Origin of the sequence: Moraxella oculi, from assembly GCF_023336735.1 — a bacterium.
Classification (GTDB): domain Bacteria; phylum Pseudomonadota; class Gammaproteobacteria; order Pseudomonadales; family Moraxellaceae; genus Moraxella; species Moraxella oculi.
In genome coordinates this window covers 36,799-54,721 of record NZ_JAMBAQ010000009.1, presented here as the reverse complement: position 1 = coordinate 54,721, position 17,923 = coordinate 36,799, and the positions used below count along the sequence as shown (strand labels likewise).

Sequence of the window (17,923 nt, the reverse complement as noted above, 5' to 3'; positions counted from 1 at the left end):
ATCTCTTTATTATTGGTTCATGAATTCATGTATTGTTTGGTTCATTTTGCCAAACGCCATCTCAGTAAACAGCTTTGAAAAACCTTGCAAAACCATCAAGCACGATTCAATCATCTGTCTTGATAATGTCTGATGGTTTGGGTGGTATCGCTGTGCGTTTAGGCTGTGGGTGATTTTTCAGGTCTCAGCCACCCTTCAATGGTTACTTGTTTACTACGAGCGACCACGAGCTTACCATCGGTGCAATCTTTGGTAATCACAGAGCCTGCACCAATCGTTGCCTTGTTGCCTACCGTAACGGGAGCGACCAGCACTGTATTTGAGCCGATACGCACTTCATCGCCAATCGTGGTTTTGAATTTATTGACGCCATCATAATTGGCAGTAATCGTGCCAGCACCGATGTTGGTCGATGCACCGACCGTACTGTCGCCCAGATACGCCAGATGATTGGCTTTTGCACCATGCTTCATCTGCGTATTTTTAAGTTCCACAAAGTTACCGATATGCACTTCATCAGCCGTTACCGCATGTGGGCGTAAGCGTGCAAAAGGACCAATTTGGTTGTTTTCACCCACCACTGCATTCTCAAAAATGCTGTATGGCTGGACAACAGTACCACTGGCAATCTTAGTATTTTTGATGACGCAACCTGCACCGATTTTAACATCATCACCTACGACGCAATCACCTTCAAAAATCACATTGATGTCAATGCTCACATCTCGACCCACCGTCAAACGACCACGCAAATCAAAACGGGCGGGGTCAATGATGTGTACGCCTTGTTTCATGAGTTCATTGGCTTGGTGAGATTGCCAAGTGCGTTCTAATTGTGCTAACTGCATGCGGTCATTAACACCTTCAATCTCAAAAGCAAATGTGGGTGATACGGTGTCGATAATGATGCCATCATCAACGGCCATTTTGACGATGTCTGTCAGATAGTATTCGCCCTGTGCATTATCATTGTCTAGATTTTCTAAATATTTATGTAGGATTTCATTGGCGATGCAATACACGCCACTGTTAATTTCACTGATTTGTTTTTGGGTGGTCGTGGCGTCTTTTTCTTCTATGATGGCGACCACCTTGCCATCACAGCGTAGAATGCGACCCAAGCCGAATGGGTTGGTGGTGGTCATTGTCAGCATGGCAAAAGGGCTGCTGCTTTGAACGAGTCTTAGTAGTGTATCTGCTTGAATCAGCGGAACATCGCCTGACAGAATCAAGCTTTTACCTTGTTTTGGTAACACTGGTAAGGTCATTTTGACAGCATGCCCTGTACCAAGTTGCTCTGCTTGTTCAACCCAGTCGATGTCATTATCAACAAAGGCATTCCTAACCTTTTGACCTTCAAACCCATAAATAATAACGGTTTTTTGGGCGGTTAATTGTTTGGCGGTGGCCAAAACATGTGCCAGCAAGGACTTGCCTGCCAATGGCTGCAATACTTTGGGCTTGGCAGATTTCATGCGAGTGCCTTTGCCAGCGGACATGATGATGACGGTCAATGACATGATAACTTCCTGCGACAAAAATAAAGTGATTATAGCATAAGCATGACCATTTATGAATTGACCATGCCGCCGACCGCTTGATAGACGCTGACTAAGGCTTGGGCTTGATTGATCACGCTGTCTGTTACTGCCGTTTGGGCTTGACGGGCATGCTCTTTACTTTCTTCCAGCTCTCTGATTGAGATGAATCCCAGTTCATGGCGTTTTTGTTGATGTGCCAACTGTTTTTTGGCAAGCTGATTGGCTTTTAAGATGAGTTGGTGGTTTTGTTTGAGATTTTCTAAGTTTTCCAATTTGTCTTGAACATCTGACAATGCCTTATAGACGCTGTCTTGATAATTTAAGGTGGCGATGTGTTCATCGATTTTGGCAAGATTCAGATGATATTGGTGGTCCTTTGGGTTTAAGTTGGGAATGTTTAGTGAGATGCCCCAGTTGAGTACAGGAACTTTTAATAAATCCAGCAAATGCGTATGCTGTGAGCCTGCCCCTGCTGTAAATACCAATGTTGGGTACTGGTTTTTTTTGATGAGGTCTTGCTGGACTAGGCTTGCTGTCAGTCGCCACATTTGTGCTTGAACATCTGGTCGGTGGTTGATCACAGCCATTGATGAATGCTTGATGTCTGTTGGTAGGTTTGGGGGGAATTTTTGATTGCCAAGCTGTTTTTGTAAATCTTTTTTATCAATCTGGCTTAATAAAGACAGTGTGGATAGGCTGGCTTGTTCTTGTTGTGCCAGATTGTTAGCAATTTGCTTTAGGTTGTTGATGGTTTGTTCAATGGGTAAGGTGTCGGCAGGGGCAATCAGCCCCAATTTTAGCTGACTTTGTAAAAACTTGCGTTGTTTTTGTTGGTATTGCAAGGCTTGCTGGTTCTCCAAGCGTTTTTGTTGAATGCCTAGAAGGTTGAAATACTCTCTGACGGCAGTTGCGGTAAGGCTGACAAATACCGCTCGACGATCAGCACGGCTTGCTTGCATTTCCCAATCGCTGATGTTTTGTTGCAATGCCAGTTTCCCCCACAAATCAACTTCCCAACTGGCATTCACACTCACATCAAAGTTGCTTGATGATCTGATTTCGCCTGTTGAGAGGGATTTTTGTGCACGATGACCTGCTAAGGCGGTGTTACTTACCATGATTTTCTTATTATCTTTGGTTTTTTGATGACTCAAAATGGCTTTTTGTAAGTTGAGTGTTGCCACGGATAATTCATGGTTATGTATCACAACTTCACGCATGAAATCATTTAAGGTGGCATCATTAAATACACGCCACCAATCGCTGGTGCAAAGTTTGTCATCAATATGTAGGCATGCTTTCGGCTCGTTGTTGAGTATGTGTGGTAAAGGCACTGGCTGTTTTGGTACGGTTTGGCACGCTGATAGTGTCAGTACTGCTAACACCACACTAAAAGATTTGATTGACATGGCGATTATCCTTTATTTAAAGCATCAATTGGATTCATTTTTGCTGCCTTATGAGCTGGCATGAATCCAAATATAAGACCGATTAAGCTGGCACAGCTTACCGCAAGTATGATGGAAGTGGCAGAGAACATCACTTGAATTTCAAAAAGCCGTACCAGCAATCCCAAGCCAAAAGCCAGCAGTACGCCTAAAACACCACCTAAAGCACAGACAACCATCGCTTCAATCAAGAACTGCCAAACGATGTCTTTATAAGTAGCACCCACCGCCATACGCACGCCAATCTCGCCTGTGCGTTCGGTAACTGATACCAGCATGATGTTCATCACGCCAATACCGCCGACCAATAAAGAGATGACTGCAATCGCTCCAATGAGCAGAGTCAAAGATTGTGCGGTTTTCTCCACTGTTTTTGCTAGGCTGTCGCTATTAAACACAGTAAAATCTTTCCTTCCGTGTCTTTTGGTGAGTACTTGACTGATGTTTTCGCTTGCTAAGGCAGATGACTGGTCTTTTTTTAGAAGGACGGTGATGCTACTAAGTTGTGGCGATTCGCCTGCAAAGCGGGCTTGGTAAGTGCGATAAGGAAGCCAGACTTTTAGACCACGATCAAAGCTGGCTTCAACGCCTTTGTACTTAAATACCCCAACGACAGTGGTTGGCACGCCGTTTAAGAGAATGGTCTGACCTAGGGCGTCACCTTGTTTGAAAAAAGTTTCTTTGGTTTTTTCACTGATGATGATTTTTTGGCTAAAATGATCCAAATCTGTTTGGCGAAACATGCCCCCCAAGACAAATGCCACATTCTTTAAGCGATGATGATTAAGTCCTACACCATCTACTTGTACAAGCTTGGTATGATTGCCGAATTGGGCTTGTGCGTTCATCGATAAATCAGGCGACACGCTTTCTATGAAAGGTAATTTTTCAAGTGCGTGCATGTCATCAAAAGTTAAGTCATTAGGTCTGGTGGCATCATCATCGTTATTCATGGTCCCCATAAAGATGGTGATTGTCGGTGAACCGATGCTGTTGATTTGGGTTAAGATTTGCTGCTTTGAACCATTACCCAATGCGACAATCAATACCACAGAAGCAATGCCAATGATGATGCCTAGCATGGTTAAGAGTGTTCGCATTTTATTGGCGATCATGGTCAAAACCGCCATGCGAAAGGCCTCTTTGATGCGACTGATGGCTTGGGCGTTAAAAGTGTGTTTGATTGTTTGAGAAAATTTTTGTGAGGTATTTGGTAGGTGGTCTTCAGCTTGTTTTGTGTCGCTTAGGATTTGACCATCGGATATCTCAATGATGCGACCAGCACTCTGAGCGATTTTGGGATCGTGAGTCACCAAAATGACGGTGTGGCCTTCTTGATTGAGTTTGGTCAAAATGTCCATCACATCACGGCTGCTTTTGCTGTCTAACGCACCAGTTGGCTCGTCTGCAAAAATGATTTGGCCGCCGTTCATCAAGGCTCGTGCGATGGATACTCGTTGTTGTTGACCGCCTGAAAGCTGATTGGGATAGTGATAAAGCCGCTCTTGCAAGCCTAATTTTGTGAGTAAGGCTTGGGCTTTTTGCTCTCGTTCGTAACTGTTGGTTCCAGCGTAGATGGCAGGCATGGCAACATTTTCTAAGGCATTTAGGCTGCTAAGTAGCTGATATCTTTGAAAAATGAAACCAAATTTATCTCGCCGTAACCTTGCCAACTCATCGCTGTCCATGTCGGTGGTAGCAATGCCATCAATGACATAGCTTCCTGTTGTTGGTGCGTCTAGGCATGCCAAGATGTTCATCAGCGTGGATTTTCCAGAGCCTGATTGACCGACGATGGCGACCATTTCTCCTGCAAAAATTTCTAAATCAATGCCGTGCAACACTTGTAGTTCATTATCACCTGAGCCGAATTTTTTGGTGATGTTTTTCAGCGATAAAATGGGTGTGTGATTCATGCTACAGCCCCAAATCCAGTGTTTCTATATTGCCGTCTGACTGGGAGACGATCACTTTTTCACCTTGTTTTAATCCAGACAGAATTTCTGTGTTGATTTTGTCGTTGATGCCAACCTTGACGGTGCGTGTGCTGATATTGGGCGTAGCACTGTCCTGACTTTCCATGACTTGCACTTCAAATTCATCTGTGCCGACTTGCTTGCCTAAGGCGGTTAGGGGGATGGTGAGTGTCTGTGCTTTTTTGTCAATCATCACACTAACATTGGCAGTCATGCCAATAAATAGCTCACGATTGGGATTGGGTACGCTAAGCAGACCATAGTAATAAACCGCACCAGACGATGCACCATCGGCGATGGGAGACAGCTCAATGGCCTCCAGCGTGGCGTGAAATTTCTGATTTGGCAAGCCTAAGATGGTCACATTTGCCGCCATGCCCACCTTTAATTTGGGAATGTCAGCTTCAGAAAATTTGGCTTTAATGCGTACGGTGTCAATCTGAGCGAGTTTAATGATTGTCGGTGATGACTGCATGGCATTGATCGTTTGACCTTCTTTGGTAACGACCGCCACCACGACACCGTCAATGGGTGCGGTGATGCGAGTATACGCAAGGTTATTCTTAGCCGTGGCAATTTTAAGCTTTGCTTGTTCTAACTGTGAGTTGCTGGCAACCAACTCTTTTTTGGCAACTGATAGGGCGTTTTTGGCTTTATCAAAATCCACCTGTGAGATGATGCCCGCATCAAATCCTTGTTTTTGTTTGTTAAAATCGTTTTGGAGTTGGTCAAGCTGGAGTTTTTTAATATCATGCTGAGCAATCAGTGCTTGATAGCTGGCTTGTTCGTCCTTTAAGGTATTTTTTTGTTGTGTGGCATCAATATCAGCAATCAACTCGCCTTTTTTAAGGCGTTGACCGAGTTTGACATGCAACTTGTCTACTCGCCCAGTTGCCTGTGCACCCACATCCACCAGCTCTTCAGCATAGACTTGACCCCCTGCAATCACTGTTTCTTCAATGTCATTTAATGCCACCGACTCAGTGAGATATTCTATTTTTGGTGCTTGATGTCGTTGCCAAAACCAGCCGCCAATGGCGATGATGAGAATGATCATGACGAAAGAGATTTTTTTTAAAGACATGGTGCATCACCCAATGATATGTAATAATATGAAAAAGTAAGCATCATCAATGCTTTTTGCTAATTGATAAAAAATAATAAACAGCTTGCCAGTCCTGCCATCATGCCAGCTAGAACATCATCAATCAAAATGCCAAAGCCGCCAGAGACATTTTTATCCACCCATTTGATTGGAAAAGGTTTAATAATATCAAAAAAACGAAATAAGATAAAAGGAATGATGAATGATAAAATCACGCTTGGGTGTGAATGTGCCAATCCTGCTTCATTGCCAATTTGTGTGCTTTCTAACAGCCAAACACTCGGCAAAACAGCTATCCACACGCCCACCCATTCATCAAAAACAATGTGCGGATCATCATGGACATCCATCAAATTTGAAGTCTTGCCACAAACATGACTGCCGACCAAACAACCCAACAGCGTGAGGACCAAAAATCCCCAAAATCCCAATAATAACATCGGCAACGCAATCACAAATCCGCCCAGCGTCCCCCAGCTCCCAGGAGCTTTTTTTGGTAATCCAGAACCCAGTCCAATGCCCAGCCAGTAAACACACTTTTCAAGGCGTGTGGCAGTCAGCGGGCAGGGTGGGCAAGGGTTTGATTTTCGAATGTCGGGTTTGTGCATAATGATGTTTTATGTATTTACTTCAAAGGTTAATGACAAATGATGCTGCCCAGTTTTGAGGCATGAATGTTGCCAACTATTGGCAAATCAGCAATGCCATTTAGAATATTTTGTATGGAATTTAAATGATTTTGACCAGTCTTTCAAAAATGCTCCCAGCCTTGAATTTTAAAATCCACTTGTTGATTTTGATGAAATAATTCCACCTCTTGTTGTTCTATAATTTCGCCAATTTTAACAATGCTATTGGGATAAAGCTGATTAAAGTTATCAAAACTATCTTGGGGCATTGTAAAGCACAGCTGATAATCATCACCACCATTCAAAATGTGCTGATATTTGTCAGCAAAAGGTAGGGTGTTTAAGGCGTCATCGCAAGGAATGTTATCCAGATGCAGCCTAGCACCAACCTGACTGGCTTTTAAGACATGCCCTAAATCTTGCCCTAAACCGTCTGAAATGTCAATCATGCTTGTGGCATAACCGATGAGTTTTTGACCCAAATCAACCTGTGGCATCGGTAAATCTAGGGTGTGTTGTAAATCGGTTTTTTGATGGGTTAATATCTGTGATAATGCCAAACTTGCTGAACCAATAGGGCCGCTCACACAAATATGATCGCCAACCTTTGCCCCATCTCGGCGAATGGATTTGCCAGCTTCAACAAAGCCCAATGCCGTTACCGAAATGGTCAATCTGTCAGACTTGGTGGTATCGCCCCCAATCAGATCAACATGAAATTTTTTGCAAATATCGCCAATGCCTTGGGAAAGCGCTTGTAGCCATTCATCATCATTTTGGGGTAGAGAAATCCCCAGTAAAATTGCATATGGCGTCGCTCCCATGCTGGCAATGTCGGATAAATTGACCGCCACTGATTTAAAACCAATCGCATAAGGATGCGTACCTGATGGAAAATGTCGCCCAGCCACCAAGGTGTCCATACAGCTGACCAGCTCACAGTTGGGTGGAATGCGGCTGACTGCACAGTCATCACCAATACCTAAAATGGTTTGGCTGTGCGATTGAGTCAGGTGTTTAAAATGATTGTGGATTAGAGAAAATTCAGACATTGGACGATACTTCATTTAAAAGATGATGGGGATTATCAAAAAACTCTTGATCTGTTGATGGTGAATGTTCTCACTAATAACTTTCATGATTACTGCTCATGAGATGTTGTGTTTGGTGGTTTTATCATTCTTCATCAAATTGGGCGTTGCTGATGTTTTTGTTCTTTAAATCATCAACAAAATCATCAGAATGAAAAAGTTGCTGTCAAATTAACAAGTCTCTTTAATTTTTTGTACAAGGCGGATTTAGGCACATCACAAGGTATTTGTTGCAGGCTTGATGGTTGAGATGATCGCGGCGATAAGTGTTGTTTGGCAAAAAAATGAATGGACGATGAGCATTGTGGGTGAAACCATCACAAAAGATATCATGTTTAGGATCTGTATTCATGCTTGCGCCATACCTCTTGGAGATTGGTAAAAATCCTTGCTTTTAACGGCAAGGATTTTTACCATGATTAAAGCGTACAAAGTAGTCTTGGCACTTAGTGGCTTATTATTGCAATATTTTTCAATGATGATTTTAACTCAATTCAGATTGGGCAGATCGGCAGCAGACTTAGGTCTTATGCCATTTTTCTCATCTGTTCGCACTTCTTTGGCATATCTGTCTAGCACGGCATTGATGAGCTTGTGGGCGTCTGTCGCCCCAAAATAAGTATTTAGCCGCATTGCTTCATCAAGCACTACTTTATAAGGAATGTGTGGACTGTGCTTAAGTTCGTATGCACCGATAAGCAGCACCGCGCGCTCAATGGGATCTAGGCGGTTAAAATTGCGATCCAAATGGCGGGAAATCTCCACAATCAGTTCACCTATCTGATCAGGAATATTACGCATCAGCTCATGATAGTAGCCTAAATGCACAGTGTGCATGGCATTGTCGGCTCTGGTGCGAGCAACGATGGTGTGTGGTTCATTACCACCTAACAAATCTTGATGTTCGTTAGCAAAGCGATGGTCGGTCAAGATCCATTCATACAAGCCTTGCAAGGCAAAGCGACGAGCTTTACGCACAGCGGTATGGCTGGTTTTATAGCCGCATTCATCAAAGTTAACTTGGTTGTTTTGGGAGATAGTATTCATAAAACGCCTTAAAATAATGCTGCATTGAAATCATCTTTCAATGGAAAAAAGATGCCAGCTTTTCGATGAGTTATCATTCGTGATGACATCAAACAGCCGGGTCTTCATGTGGGATTTTTGTTAAATGGCTTTGAGTACACTTGCCATTTCGATGGCGGTCATGGCAGCTTCATACCCCTTGTTGCCTGCTTTTGTACCAGCACGCTCAATGGTCTGCTCAATATTTTCAGTTGTTAAGATGCCGTTGATCACAGGAATGTCGTGATGTAGAGCAACTTGACTGAGTCCTTTGGCTGACTCATTGGCAACGATATCAAAGTGTGGCGTTGCACCACGAATGATTGCACCTAGCACCACGATGGCATCATATTTGCCAGAAGTTGCCAGTCGTTTTGCAGTCAGTGGCAACTCAAAAGCCCCAGGCACACGAACGACGGTGATGTTTTCGCCTTGCACTCCATGGCGAAGCAGAGCGTCTAAGGCACCCTCCACCAGGCTTTCTACCAAAAACCCATTAAAACGGCTGACTGCAATGGCTACTTTAAGGTTTTGGTTTTGGTCTAAGGCGCCATCAATGTGAGTGATGGTGGATTTTTGAGCGGTGTAATTCATGGAGCTACTCGTGTTTGATTGTGTTAAAAACTGTCTTTTATCATATCATATTTTGATAAAAATAGGGTGTTTTTTGGTGGGTGAGTCAATTAAGGCAAGTGGTCATCTAAAAAACTGGCGTACTTGCGTGATGGGTAACATCATCAGAGCAATCGCATGGGAATGCCTTGATTTGCCATGAATGCCTTGGCTTCAGCGATGGTGTGGTCGCCGAAATGAAAAATGCTGGCCGCCAGCACGGCATCCGCACCGCCTTTGATGACGCCATCAGCCAGATGCTGTAGATTACCCACACCGCCTGATGCAATCACAGGAATGCTCACCAAATCACTGATGGTGCGTGTTAGTAGCAAATCATAGCCTGCTCGTGTGCCATCGCCATCCATGCTGGTAATGAGCAGTTCACCTGCCCCTCGTTTGGTCATCTCCACCGCCCAAGCAACCGCGTCAATACCAGTGGCACGCCGCCCGCCATGCGTAAAAATCTCAAAGCCAAGTGTGCCATCTGACTTGGTTACGCGTTTGGCATCAATAGAGACCACAATGCACTGACTGCCGAAGCGTGCTGCAGCGTCATTGACCAAATCAGGATTGGTGATGGCGGCAGAGTTGATGCCAACTTTATCTGCACCAGCATTGAGCAAATTTCGAATGTCGTCAATTTTACGCACGCCACCACCCACAGTCAGTGGAATGAATACAGAGCGAGCAATCTGCTCTACCATGTGATAGGTGGTATCTCGCCCATCTGATGTGGCTGTGATGTCAAGGAAGGTGATCTCATCTGCTCCTTGGTCATTGTAGCGTTTAGAGACTTCTATGGGATCGCCTGCATCTTTAATGTCAATGAAATTAACGCCTTTGACGACGCGTCCATTTTCGACATCAAGACAGGGAATGAGTCGTTTTGCTAACATAGGTGTCCTTGATTTGGCAAAGCTTGCTTAAACTGATGGGTTATTATAGCAGTTTTTGATGGGCTGTGCGTTAGAATATTTGCCATCATTCTAAGCCAAACTCTTGATGAAATTTTAATCGCTTGTTAAGCTTGTGATTTTTTTTTTTGAGTGTTAAAAGATGATCAATGCTGAGGAGGGTGTTGCCATCAAAAAATTTTTAGATTGGTTTTTGTTGATATTTTTTTCAAACGATGAGATTGCTAAACGAATGTTGATGTAAGATTGCTAGAATAAGGTTGATGTATGAGTCAATAAAAAAGACCAACCTTTAGGGTTGGTCTTTTTTATTCTCAAGTTGAGAAAGAATATTGGCACTCCATAGGGGATTCGAACCCCTGTTACCGCCGTGAAAGGGCGATGTCCTAGGCCTCTAGACGAATGGAGCGCATGAAACTTTGACTGAGTCAAAAATAAGAATGTAAGAAATTGCCTAGGTGCTTACATTCAGCCTTAATGGTTTTTGGTGGAGCTAAGCGGAGTCGAACCGCTGACCCCTTGCATGCCATGCAAGTGCTCTACCAACTGAGCTATAGCCCCTTGATTAAGGTGGGCGTATTATATAAGGTGAGTTGTTTGGTGTCAAGAAAATAATTTAAAAAAAGTAAATAATTTTCTTAAATTATTGATTTTTATCATTTTTATTTGATGATGTGGAGAATGTTATTTGACGGTTGGGTTGTGCGGTATTAGTTAAAACCGACAACGCAGTGGGGCATTGTCGGTCATCATGGGTCATGCTTGGGCTAAAAAATTTGGCAGGGTTTTATTCATTTCTTCAAGTTTTTTCAGCTTCTTCTTACCTAAGCCGTCCAACACCTCGCAAGCATGGCGTAATCGTGCCAAGGTCATGTCCGCACCCAAAATGTACATTGAATTCATGACAGGTGTGGAGCTGGTTGACCCTGCGATTGCCACGAAAAACGGCTGCATGAAGTCTTTGAGTTTGATGTCGAAGTGTGCTGATAAACCTTTGAGCGTTTGGTAGATGTATTCTTCACGCCAGCTTGGTAGGGCTTCTAGTTGCCAAGTCGCCAAATAGAGTATTTCTAAAAGTCTGTCTTGATCTAATGTTTTGTGAGTAAAATCTTCTGCCGTAACGGTAGGCAAATTTTGAAAATAAAAACCTGCCCAGTTGACCGCATCGGACAAAAGATTGATGCGTGGCTGAATTGCCTTGGTGATGGCGGTCAGTTTGTCATCATCGCTTGCCCAAGCTAAGATGGCGTGTTTGAGTTCATCGGTACTCATACTGCGTAGGTACTCGCCATTTAGCCAATAGAGTTTTTCCACATCGAAGACAGGACCGCCCAAGGACACACGAGTGATGTCAAAAGTATCAATCATCTCATCTAGGCTGAATTTTTCTTGCTCATGTGGTAGGCTGTATCCCATACGCCCCAGATAGTTCATTAAGGCTTGTGGTAGTACGCCTGCATCACGATAATAAGTGATGGAGGTTGGGTTTTTGCGTTTAGACAGTTTGGATTTATCGGGATTGCGAAGTAGTGGCATGTGGCATAGCACAGGCATTTCCCAGCCAAAATATTCATACAGCAGTTTGTGCTTTGGGGCGGAATTGATCCACTCTTCCCCACGAATGACATGGCTGATTTGCATCAAATGGTCGTCGACGACATTGGCAAGATGATAAGTGGGTAGGCCATCTGTTTTTAACAAAACCTGCATGTCCACCGTTTCCCAAGGAATGCTGATCTCACCCCTTAGCATGTCATTGATGACGCATACGCCTTCGGTCGGTACTCGCATTCTGATGACAAAAGGCTTGCCACTGTTTGCCAACTCATCACTTTCTTTGCGACTAAGATTGGCATAGCGACCGTCATAGCGAACAGGCAATCCCTGCTTTTCTTGTTCACGACGCATGACATCAAGTTCTTGAGGTGTACAAAAACAGCGAAAGGCATGCCCTTGGTCAAGTAATTGTTGAGCATATTGTTTATAAATTTCACCACGCTCAGACTGTCGATAAGGGGCAAATTGCCCACCTACATCAGGGCCTTCTGACCATTGAATGCCCAGCCATCGCAAAGCATTTAAAATCATCTCTTCGGATTGGGCGGTGGAGCGAACTTGGTCGGTATCTTCGATGCGTAAGATGAACTCTCCACCCATGGACCTGGCAAATGCTAAGTTAAACAATGCGATGTAGGCGGTGCCGACATGTGGAAATCCAGTCGGGCTGGGGGCGATGCGAGTGCGAACAGGACGGGTCATAGGTTTCTCACTGTTGTTGTATGTTATTGTGTGCTTGCTTGAAAATTTTTACTATCATATCAAATTTGCCAAGTTTTGGATAGAGTTGTTATTTTGTATGAAAAAGCACCAAAAATGCTTGATTTGGCAACAATAACAACACAAAAATCTGCCACAAAAGTATGATTTGCTGTTAGAATATTGGGTTTGCAGTTTTTGTTAGGCAAGTCTGCCAGCCATGCATGTTGAGCATGATTTGGCAAATTTGGGGTGTTTTGGATGATGACCGACTTACATGGCGATGATTTGGCGTCATTTCGCCATACGACAGTATTGCTTGAGCCAGCCGTTGCGATGGTGCTTGGAGTGGCAAATCTTAATCATGTCCCAAAAAACAGCGTGCATGGCGTGTTTGTTGATGCAACCTTTGGTCGTGGTGGGCATAGTAGGCTGCTGCTTGATTATTTGGCAGATGATGCAATGCTGGTTGTGTTTGATAAAGATCCACAGGCGATTGTTGCTGCCAAAGCATTGAGCAGGGCAGATGATCGAGTGAAAGTCGTGCATGACAGCTTTGCGACATTGGCAGACAGCTTGCGAACGCTTGGTGTTGATAGAGTAGATGGGGTATTGGCAGACTTGGGGGTGTCTAGTCCCCAACTTGACGATGGCGCTCGTGGATTTAGCTTCATGCGTGATGGTAGGGTGGACATGCGTATGGATACGACTCGTGGCGAACCTGTTTCAGTGTGGCTTAAACGAGTAGATATTGATGGGCTGGCGGATGTGCTTTTTGAATATGGCGAAGAGCGACACAGTCGTAAAATTGCCCGTGCGATTAAGGCGATGTCAAGTTATGAGTCTACTTTGGAGCTGGCAGAGGTTATTAAGCAGGCACACCCAGCTTGGCAAAAAGGCAAGCACCCAGCCACGCAAAGCTTTCAAGCGATGCGGATTTTTATTAACAATGAACTTGGCGATGTTGATGACTTCTTAATACAAACTCTGTCTGTGCTAAAATCAGGAGGACACCTTGCGGTCATCAGCTTTCATTCGCTTGAAGATCGTCGCATCAAGCGATTTTTAAACAACCATAGCCGTGGTCGCTGGGAAGGTGATGACAAGCTTTTCATGCCCCCAAAAAGACAAAAGTATTTTGGTAAACCAAACCGTATCGCACCATCTGATGATGAAATTACGGTCAATCCAAGAGCCAGAAGTGCCTATTTGCGTGGTGCAACTCGTACTGATGTGCCTTTTACAACCTGATGGCTGTCGTTTTTCATCTATCAACAGTGATGCTCTGGCGACTTTTACTTAAAACCTAAGACTTAGATACCATGAATGACAAACTTGCTCATTTGATTTCGTCTGATACTCTCACCAGTCGTTTTGGCATGGTGGCGTGTCGTGTGATTTTGTTTGTACTATTTATAGCAATCATGCACACAGGAGTGAAAGTCGTTGAGCAAACACAAGAGCATCATGAGGCTTATCACCAGTTGCAACAGCTTAAAAAAGAACTGGTGGCGATGCGAATTGAAGAGCAGCAGTTGCTGATTGAGCAACAAACTTTCAGTGCAACGCCACAGGTCGCTCGTCGTGCCGTGAGTGAACTGGGCATGTTTTTTCCCACAGGAGAGAATCGTCGCATCATCACCCCTGGTATCAGTACAACCTCAAAAAATCAGCAGGTGGGTGAATGATGAAAAAACCAACCCAAAAACAAGACCTTGCATCAAAAATCACGCCATCGAGTCGTAAGAAATCCCCCAAAGATGACACTAAAGATAAAAACGGCATTGCCAAGCCAAAGCATTCAAAGCACGGTAACGCATGGTCTTGGCTATTAAATAAGCTGGGGTTGAGTAAGAGGCGTTCACAGGCAACCAGATTGGGTGGCATGCATGATGCGTGGCGATATCGTCTGATTTGGGCTGTCATGGCGTTTGGCTTCGCTGCTTTATTTGTCAGGGCGTTTTATTTGCAGGTGGTCAATTCGTCTTTTCTGATTGATATGGGCGACAAAATCATCACTGCCAAAATCACCATGCCTGCACATCGTGGCATGATTACTGATACCACAGGAGTGCCGCTGGCAGCGAATGCACCATTATCAACCATCGTGTTTAGTCCTTATGATTATGCAAAAAGGTACTATGAATTATTAAAAATCGTCAAAACCTCTCCCAGTCAATCAAAAAGAGATAGGGCTCTACAACAACTTAAAGAAATGGACTTAGTCAAGCTGTCTGGCATGACCAATTTTCCTCTAAAAACTCTACAAAAAGCCGTTGCCATTGATAATACAATCGATGTCAGTGATGCAGATGCTGTGAAAGCGGCTTTACCAAAGGGTGCGGGTTCTAAAAGAATGGTGCTGCAACAAAAAGTATCGCCTGAATTGGTTGAGCCGATTAAAAAGCTCAAATTTGTGGGTGTGAGTGAAGATACGATTTTTCAAAGATATTATTTGCAAGCCGAACCAAATGCACAGATTCTGGGCTATATGGCACAGTCCAAAGATGCTACAAATGGTGGCTATGTAGGGCGTGCAGGCATTGAGGCCAAATACGAAAAACAACTTGCTGGCGAACCAGGAAGAGTACTGCTGCTAAAATCCAAGGATGCTGCTGTCAAAGAACTCAAAGAACTCAAACCGCAGGTTGAGGGTCAGGATTTGCAATTAACGATTGATTCTAGATTGCAATATGTGCTGTATAAAGAGCTTGAACAAGTAGGTCGTGTACAATCAGCACGATCAAGCTCAGGCATCGTGGTCGATGTCTTGACTGGCGATGTGTTGGCAATGGGGTCGTGGCCGTCCTTTAATTCAAACAATCTTGCCGAGCGTACTGGTGCCAATGAACGCAACCGCCCAGTATTAGACACCTTTGAGCCAGGATCCATCATGAAGCCTTTTACGGTGGCGGCAGCATTAGAATCTGGAAAATATTCTGTCAATTCACTCATTAATACCACGCCAGGTAAACTCTATGTTGGCGGTTATACGATTCGTGACAGTGCGGACTATGGTTCAATCACGATGGCAAAACTCATTCAAAAATCCAGTAATGTCGCATCAGCCAAAATCGCCCTTAGTCTTGGCGTGAATGATATTGCAGACATGCAGCGTCGCTTTGGCTTTGGGCAAAAAACAGCTTTAAATTTCCCTGCCGAAGCATCAGGGAGTGTCAAAAATCCTAGTGGTGAAAAAGACACCACGCGCCGAGCCACACTCAGCTATGGCTATGGTCAAAGTGTTACGCTGGCTCAGGTTGCCCAGGCTTATGCAACACTTGCCAATCATGGCCAAATGCACCCTTTACGGTTGGTAAAAAACGAAAAACCTGTCGAACCAACTCAGGTCATTGAAGCTCGTCATGCTGATGCCATTGTCAAGATGATGGAGCTGGTAACGGAGCCAGGTGGTACAGCACGAGCGGCTGCCATCAATGGTTATCGTGTGGCAGGCAAGACAGGTACAAGTCGCCGAGCCAAGCCTGAAGGTGGCTATCATGCCGACCAATATCGCACGACTTTTGCAGGGATTGCTCCTGCATCCAATCCTCGCTTTGCGGTGGTGATACTGGTAGAAGATCCACGCCGTCAACACTATGGTGGTGTTGTGGCCGCACCTGTATTTCACAATGTGATGAAGGAGGTGTTGCGTTTGTATAATGTGCCATTTGATAAGCCTTTACAAGCCGATGTGAAAGACTTGCCACGATTTTAGCCGCATGATAAAACCATAGAAGGAATTTGCCATGAAAACTGTTACGCTGTCTGCACTTTTTAACGCTTTGAATACGACTTTGCCTGAGGATATGATGTCGGTAGCACAGCTGCCATTTTCACGGTTTTGTTTGGACAGTCGTAAGATTGAGCAGTCAGATGCGTTTGTGCTGCTTGAAAGCTTTGGGAGGCAAGGTGATTTTGAGCGTGTGCGTGAGTATCTGCATTCGGTAGAAAATAAGGCTGCTTTTGTGTTGTCGCAAATCGACCCCAGGCTACTTGGCATCAATTTTCATCTTCCAGTGGCGTATGTGCCAAACATTCGTAGCCATTTGGGGGAATTGATTGCAGTCAGGTTGCAACAGCAAAAGACCGCTCAGCTGCCAACGGTGGTGGCGGTAACTGGCACAAATGGTAAAACCACCATCAGTCAGCTGACCGCCCAGCTTGCCCAAATGGCTGGCATGCCCTCTGCCATCATGGGTACAGCGGGCAATGGACGGTTGGGTAGTTTGGTTCAATCAGCAAATACCACAGGCGATGTGTTGATGGTGCATGAGTTTTTATATCAAATGGCACAAGAATCGATTGAGCTTGTGTCGTTAGAAGCCAGCTCACATGGACTTCATCAGCATCGTTTGCAGGGAGTGCCGATCAAAGTGGCGATTTATTCCAATCTGTCTCGAGATCATTTGGATTATCATGCAGACATGAATGACTATGCCCAAGCTAAGGCCAGACTTTTTGATAAAAATTTATTTCCAAGCCTTACCCATGCCATCATCAACCTTGATGATGATCATGCCGACATCTTCTTAAATACGGCCAAGCTATCTGGCTTGACGGTATGGACCTATGCCACTCAAAATCCACAGGCAGACATTCACGCAAGCCAAATCACGCCAAGTCTTGATGGAGTGGACTTAACCATCAATACGCCGCAAGGACAGATGATGGTAAGAAGCCCGCTTTTGGGAATGTTCAATGTGTCAAATCTTTTGGCGAGTGTCGGAGCTGCTTTGGCGTTAGGGGTGAGTCTAGAGCGGCTTTTCGATGGCATCACACACCTAAAAGGTGCAAGCGGCAGAATGGAGCGAGTGCCTTCTAGGCATGGGTCATTCATCGTGGATTATGCCCATACGCCTGACGCATTAGAACAGGTATTATCCGGCCTTAAAAAACACTGCACTGGCAATCTTGTGGCAGTGTTTGGCTGTGGTGGGGATCGTGATAAGGGCAAACGCCCATTGATGACACAGGCGGGGCTAAGATTTGCTGACAAAGTCATCTTAACGGCTGATAATCCAAGAAGCGAGCAGCCTTTAGCCATATTAAAAGACATGCAAACAGGGCTGATGTGTGCTGATCATTATCGGATTGAGATTGAGCCTGATCGCAGATTGGCGATTGAGCTTGCTGTAAAATCAGCAGGAGAGCAGGATATCGTGGTGATTGCTGGCAAAGGGCATGAGACCTATCAAGAGATACAGGGGGTGCGACATGATTTTGATGATAGAGTGGTATTAAGACAAATGATTGATAAATTTGATAAATGAACATTCATTA

The 17,923-nt window shown here is 44.5% G+C and carries 14 protein-coding genes and 2 tRNA genes; 4 read left to right on the top strand and 12 right to left on the bottom strand.

Going from position 1 to position 17,923, the window contains the following annotated elements:
• Nucleotides 1-158: 158 nt before the first annotated feature.
• The 12 genes from glmU to gltX all read right to left on the bottom strand — a co-directional run bounded on the left by glmU (nt 159) and on the right by gltX (nt 12,643).
• Nucleotides 159-1,520 carry a bifunctional UDP-N-acetylglucosamine diphosphorylase/glucosamine-1-phosphate N-acetyltransferase GlmU gene (gene glmU, locus M2R47_RS05645; protein WP_249100159.1) on the bottom strand — a complete coding sequence of 454 codons (1,362 nt, stop codon included), beginning with the start codon at nt 1,518-1,520 and terminating at the stop codon, nt 159-161.
• 50 nt (nt 1,521-1,570) lie between these two features.
• Nucleotides 1,571-2,950 carry a TolC family protein gene (locus M2R47_RS05640; RefSeq protein WP_249100157.1) on the bottom strand — a complete coding sequence of 460 codons (1,380 nt, stop codon included), beginning with the start codon at nt 2,948-2,950 and terminating at the stop codon, nt 1,571-1,573.
• Nucleotides 2,951-2,955: 5 nt separating this feature from the next.
• Nucleotides 2,956-4,905 (bottom strand): MacB family efflux pump subunit, encoded by a 1,950-nt coding sequence (locus tag M2R47_RS05635; protein WP_249100155.1) that lies wholly within the window; start codon nt 4,903-4,905, stop codon nt 2,956-2,958.
• Between the two features lies 1 nt (nt 4,906).
• Nucleotides 4,907-6,049, bottom strand: a complete 1,143-nt coding sequence (locus tag M2R47_RS05630; protein WP_249100152.1) for an efflux RND transporter periplasmic adaptor subunit — start codon at nt 6,047-6,049, stop codon at nt 4,907-4,909.
• Between the two features lie 59 nt (nt 6,050-6,108).
• Nucleotides 6,109-6,678 (bottom strand): phosphatidylglycerophosphatase A family protein, encoded by a 570-nt coding sequence (locus M2R47_RS05625; protein ID WP_283162918.1) that lies wholly within the window; start codon nt 6,676-6,678, stop codon nt 6,109-6,111.
• Nucleotides 6,679-6,821: 143 nt separating this feature from the next.
• The gene (gene thiL, locus M2R47_RS05620; RefSeq protein WP_249100149.1) at nt 6,822-7,751 is read right to left on the bottom strand and encodes a thiamine-phosphate kinase; all 930 of its coding nucleotides are present in this window, start codon (nt 7,749-7,751) and stop codon (nt 6,822-6,824) included.
• Between the two features lie 528 nt (nt 7,752-8,279).
• A complete protein-coding gene (nusB, locus tag M2R47_RS05615) occupies nt 8,280-8,837 on the bottom strand; it encodes a transcription antitermination factor NusB (RefSeq protein ID WP_249100146.1) in 558 nt (185 codons plus the stop codon).
• A gap of 120 nt (nt 8,838-8,957) precedes the next feature.
• Nucleotides 8,958-9,449: a 6,7-dimethyl-8-ribityllumazine synthase gene (gene ribH / locus M2R47_RS05610; RefSeq protein ID WP_249100143.1), complete on the bottom strand. Its 492-nt coding sequence runs from the start codon at nt 9,447-9,449 to the stop codon at nt 8,958-8,960.
• Between the two features lie 143 nt (nt 9,450-9,592).
• Nucleotides 9,593-10,366 carry an imidazole glycerol phosphate synthase subunit HisF gene (hisF, locus tag M2R47_RS05605; protein WP_249100140.1) on the bottom strand — a complete coding sequence of 258 codons (774 nt, stop codon included), beginning with the start codon at nt 10,364-10,366 and terminating at the stop codon, nt 9,593-9,595.
• A gap of 351 nt (nt 10,367-10,717) precedes the next feature.
• Nucleotides 10,718-10,793: transfer RNA gene (locus tag M2R47_RS05600), tRNA-Glu, on the bottom strand.
• A 76-nt stretch (nt 10,794-10,869) separates the two neighbouring features.
• Nucleotides 10,870-10,945 (bottom strand) — tRNA-Ala (locus M2R47_RS05595).
• A gap of 195 nt (nt 10,946-11,140) precedes the next feature.
• Nucleotides 11,141-12,643, bottom strand: a complete 1,503-nt coding sequence (gltX, locus tag M2R47_RS05590; protein ID WP_249100137.1) for a glutamate--tRNA ligase — start codon at nt 12,641-12,643, stop codon at nt 11,141-11,143.
• Nucleotides 12,644-12,904: 261 nt separating this feature from the next.
• On the opposite strand from gltX, the gene rsmH reads away from it, so the two are divergent.
• The 4 genes from rsmH (at nt 12,905) to M2R47_RS05570 (ending at nt 17,913) form a co-directional block, all read left to right on the top strand.
• On the top strand, nt 12,905-13,891 hold the full coding sequence (gene rsmH / locus M2R47_RS05585; RefSeq protein ID WP_249100238.1) for a 16S rRNA (cytosine(1402)-N(4))-methyltransferase RsmH: 987 nt from the start codon (nt 12,905-12,907) through the stop codon (nt 13,889-13,891).
• A gap of 71 nt (nt 13,892-13,962) precedes the next feature.
• Nucleotides 13,963-14,328, top strand: a complete 366-nt coding sequence (ftsL, locus tag M2R47_RS05580; protein ID WP_249100134.1) for a cell division protein FtsL — start codon at nt 13,963-13,965, stop codon at nt 14,326-14,328.
• On the top strand, nt 14,325-16,358 hold the full coding sequence (locus M2R47_RS05575) for a peptidoglycan D,D-transpeptidase FtsI family protein (protein ID WP_249100130.1): 2,034 nt from the start codon (nt 14,325-14,327) through the stop codon (nt 16,356-16,358). Before ftsL ends, M2R47_RS05575 begins: the two co-directional genes overlap by 4 nt.
• Before the next feature lie 31 nt (nt 16,359-16,389).
• Nucleotides 16,390-17,913, top strand: coding sequence for a UDP-N-acetylmuramoyl-L-alanyl-D-glutamate--2,6-diaminopimelate ligase (locus M2R47_RS05570; RefSeq protein WP_418001185.1), 1,524 nt, complete (start codon nt 16,390-16,392; stop codon nt 17,911-17,913).
• The last annotated feature ends 10 nt before the right edge of the window (nt 17,914-17,923 follow it).

What these genes read in the sequence shown, in the direction of transcription:
- glmU (WP_249100159.1), bottom strand. Translation starts at nt 1,520, where the DNA reads ATGTCATTGACCGTCATCATCATGTCCGCTGGCAAAGGCACTCGCATG.
- M2R47_RS05640 (WP_249100157.1), bottom strand. Translation starts at nt 2,950, where the DNA reads ATGTCAATCAAATCTTTTAGTGTGGTGTTAGCAGTACTGACACTATCA.
- M2R47_RS05635 (WP_249100155.1), bottom strand. Translation starts at nt 4,905, where the DNA reads ATGAATCACACACCCATTTTATCGCTGAAAAACATCACCAAAAAATTC.
- M2R47_RS05630 (WP_249100152.1), bottom strand. Translation starts at nt 6,049, where the DNA reads ATGTCTTTAAAAAAAATCTCTTTCGTCATGATCATTCTCATCATCGCC.
- M2R47_RS05625 (WP_283162918.1), bottom strand. Translation starts at nt 6,678, where the DNA reads ATGCACAAACCCGACATTCGAAAATCAAACCCTTGCCCACCCTGCCCG.
- thiL (WP_249100149.1), bottom strand. Translation starts at nt 7,751, where the DNA reads ATGTCTGAATTTTCTCTAATCCACAATCATTTTAAACACCTGACTCAA.
- nusB (WP_249100146.1), bottom strand. Translation starts at nt 8,837, where the DNA reads ATGAATACTATCTCCCAAAACAACCAAGTTAACTTTGATGAATGCGGC.
- ribH (WP_249100143.1), bottom strand. Translation starts at nt 9,449, where the DNA reads ATGAATTACACCGCTCAAAAATCCACCATCACTCACATTGATGGCGCC.
- hisF (WP_249100140.1), bottom strand. Translation starts at nt 10,366, where the DNA reads ATGTTAGCAAAACGACTCATTCCCTGTCTTGATGTCGAAAATGGACGC.
- gltX (WP_249100137.1), bottom strand. Translation starts at nt 12,643, where the DNA reads ATGACCCGTCCTGTTCGCACTCGCATCGCCCCCAGCCCGACTGGATTT.
- rsmH (WP_249100238.1), top strand. Translation starts at nt 12,905, where the DNA reads ATGACCGACTTACATGGCGATGATTTGGCGTCATTTCGCCATACGACA.
- ftsL (WP_249100134.1), top strand. Translation starts at nt 13,963, where the DNA reads ATGAATGACAAACTTGCTCATTTGATTTCGTCTGATACTCTCACCAGT.
- M2R47_RS05575 (WP_249100130.1), top strand. Translation starts at nt 14,325, where the DNA reads ATGATGAAAAAACCAACCCAAAAACAAGACCTTGCATCAAAAATCACG.
- M2R47_RS05570 (WP_418001185.1), top strand. Translation starts at nt 16,390, where the DNA reads ATGAAAACTGTTACGCTGTCTGCACTTTTTAACGCTTTGAATACGACT.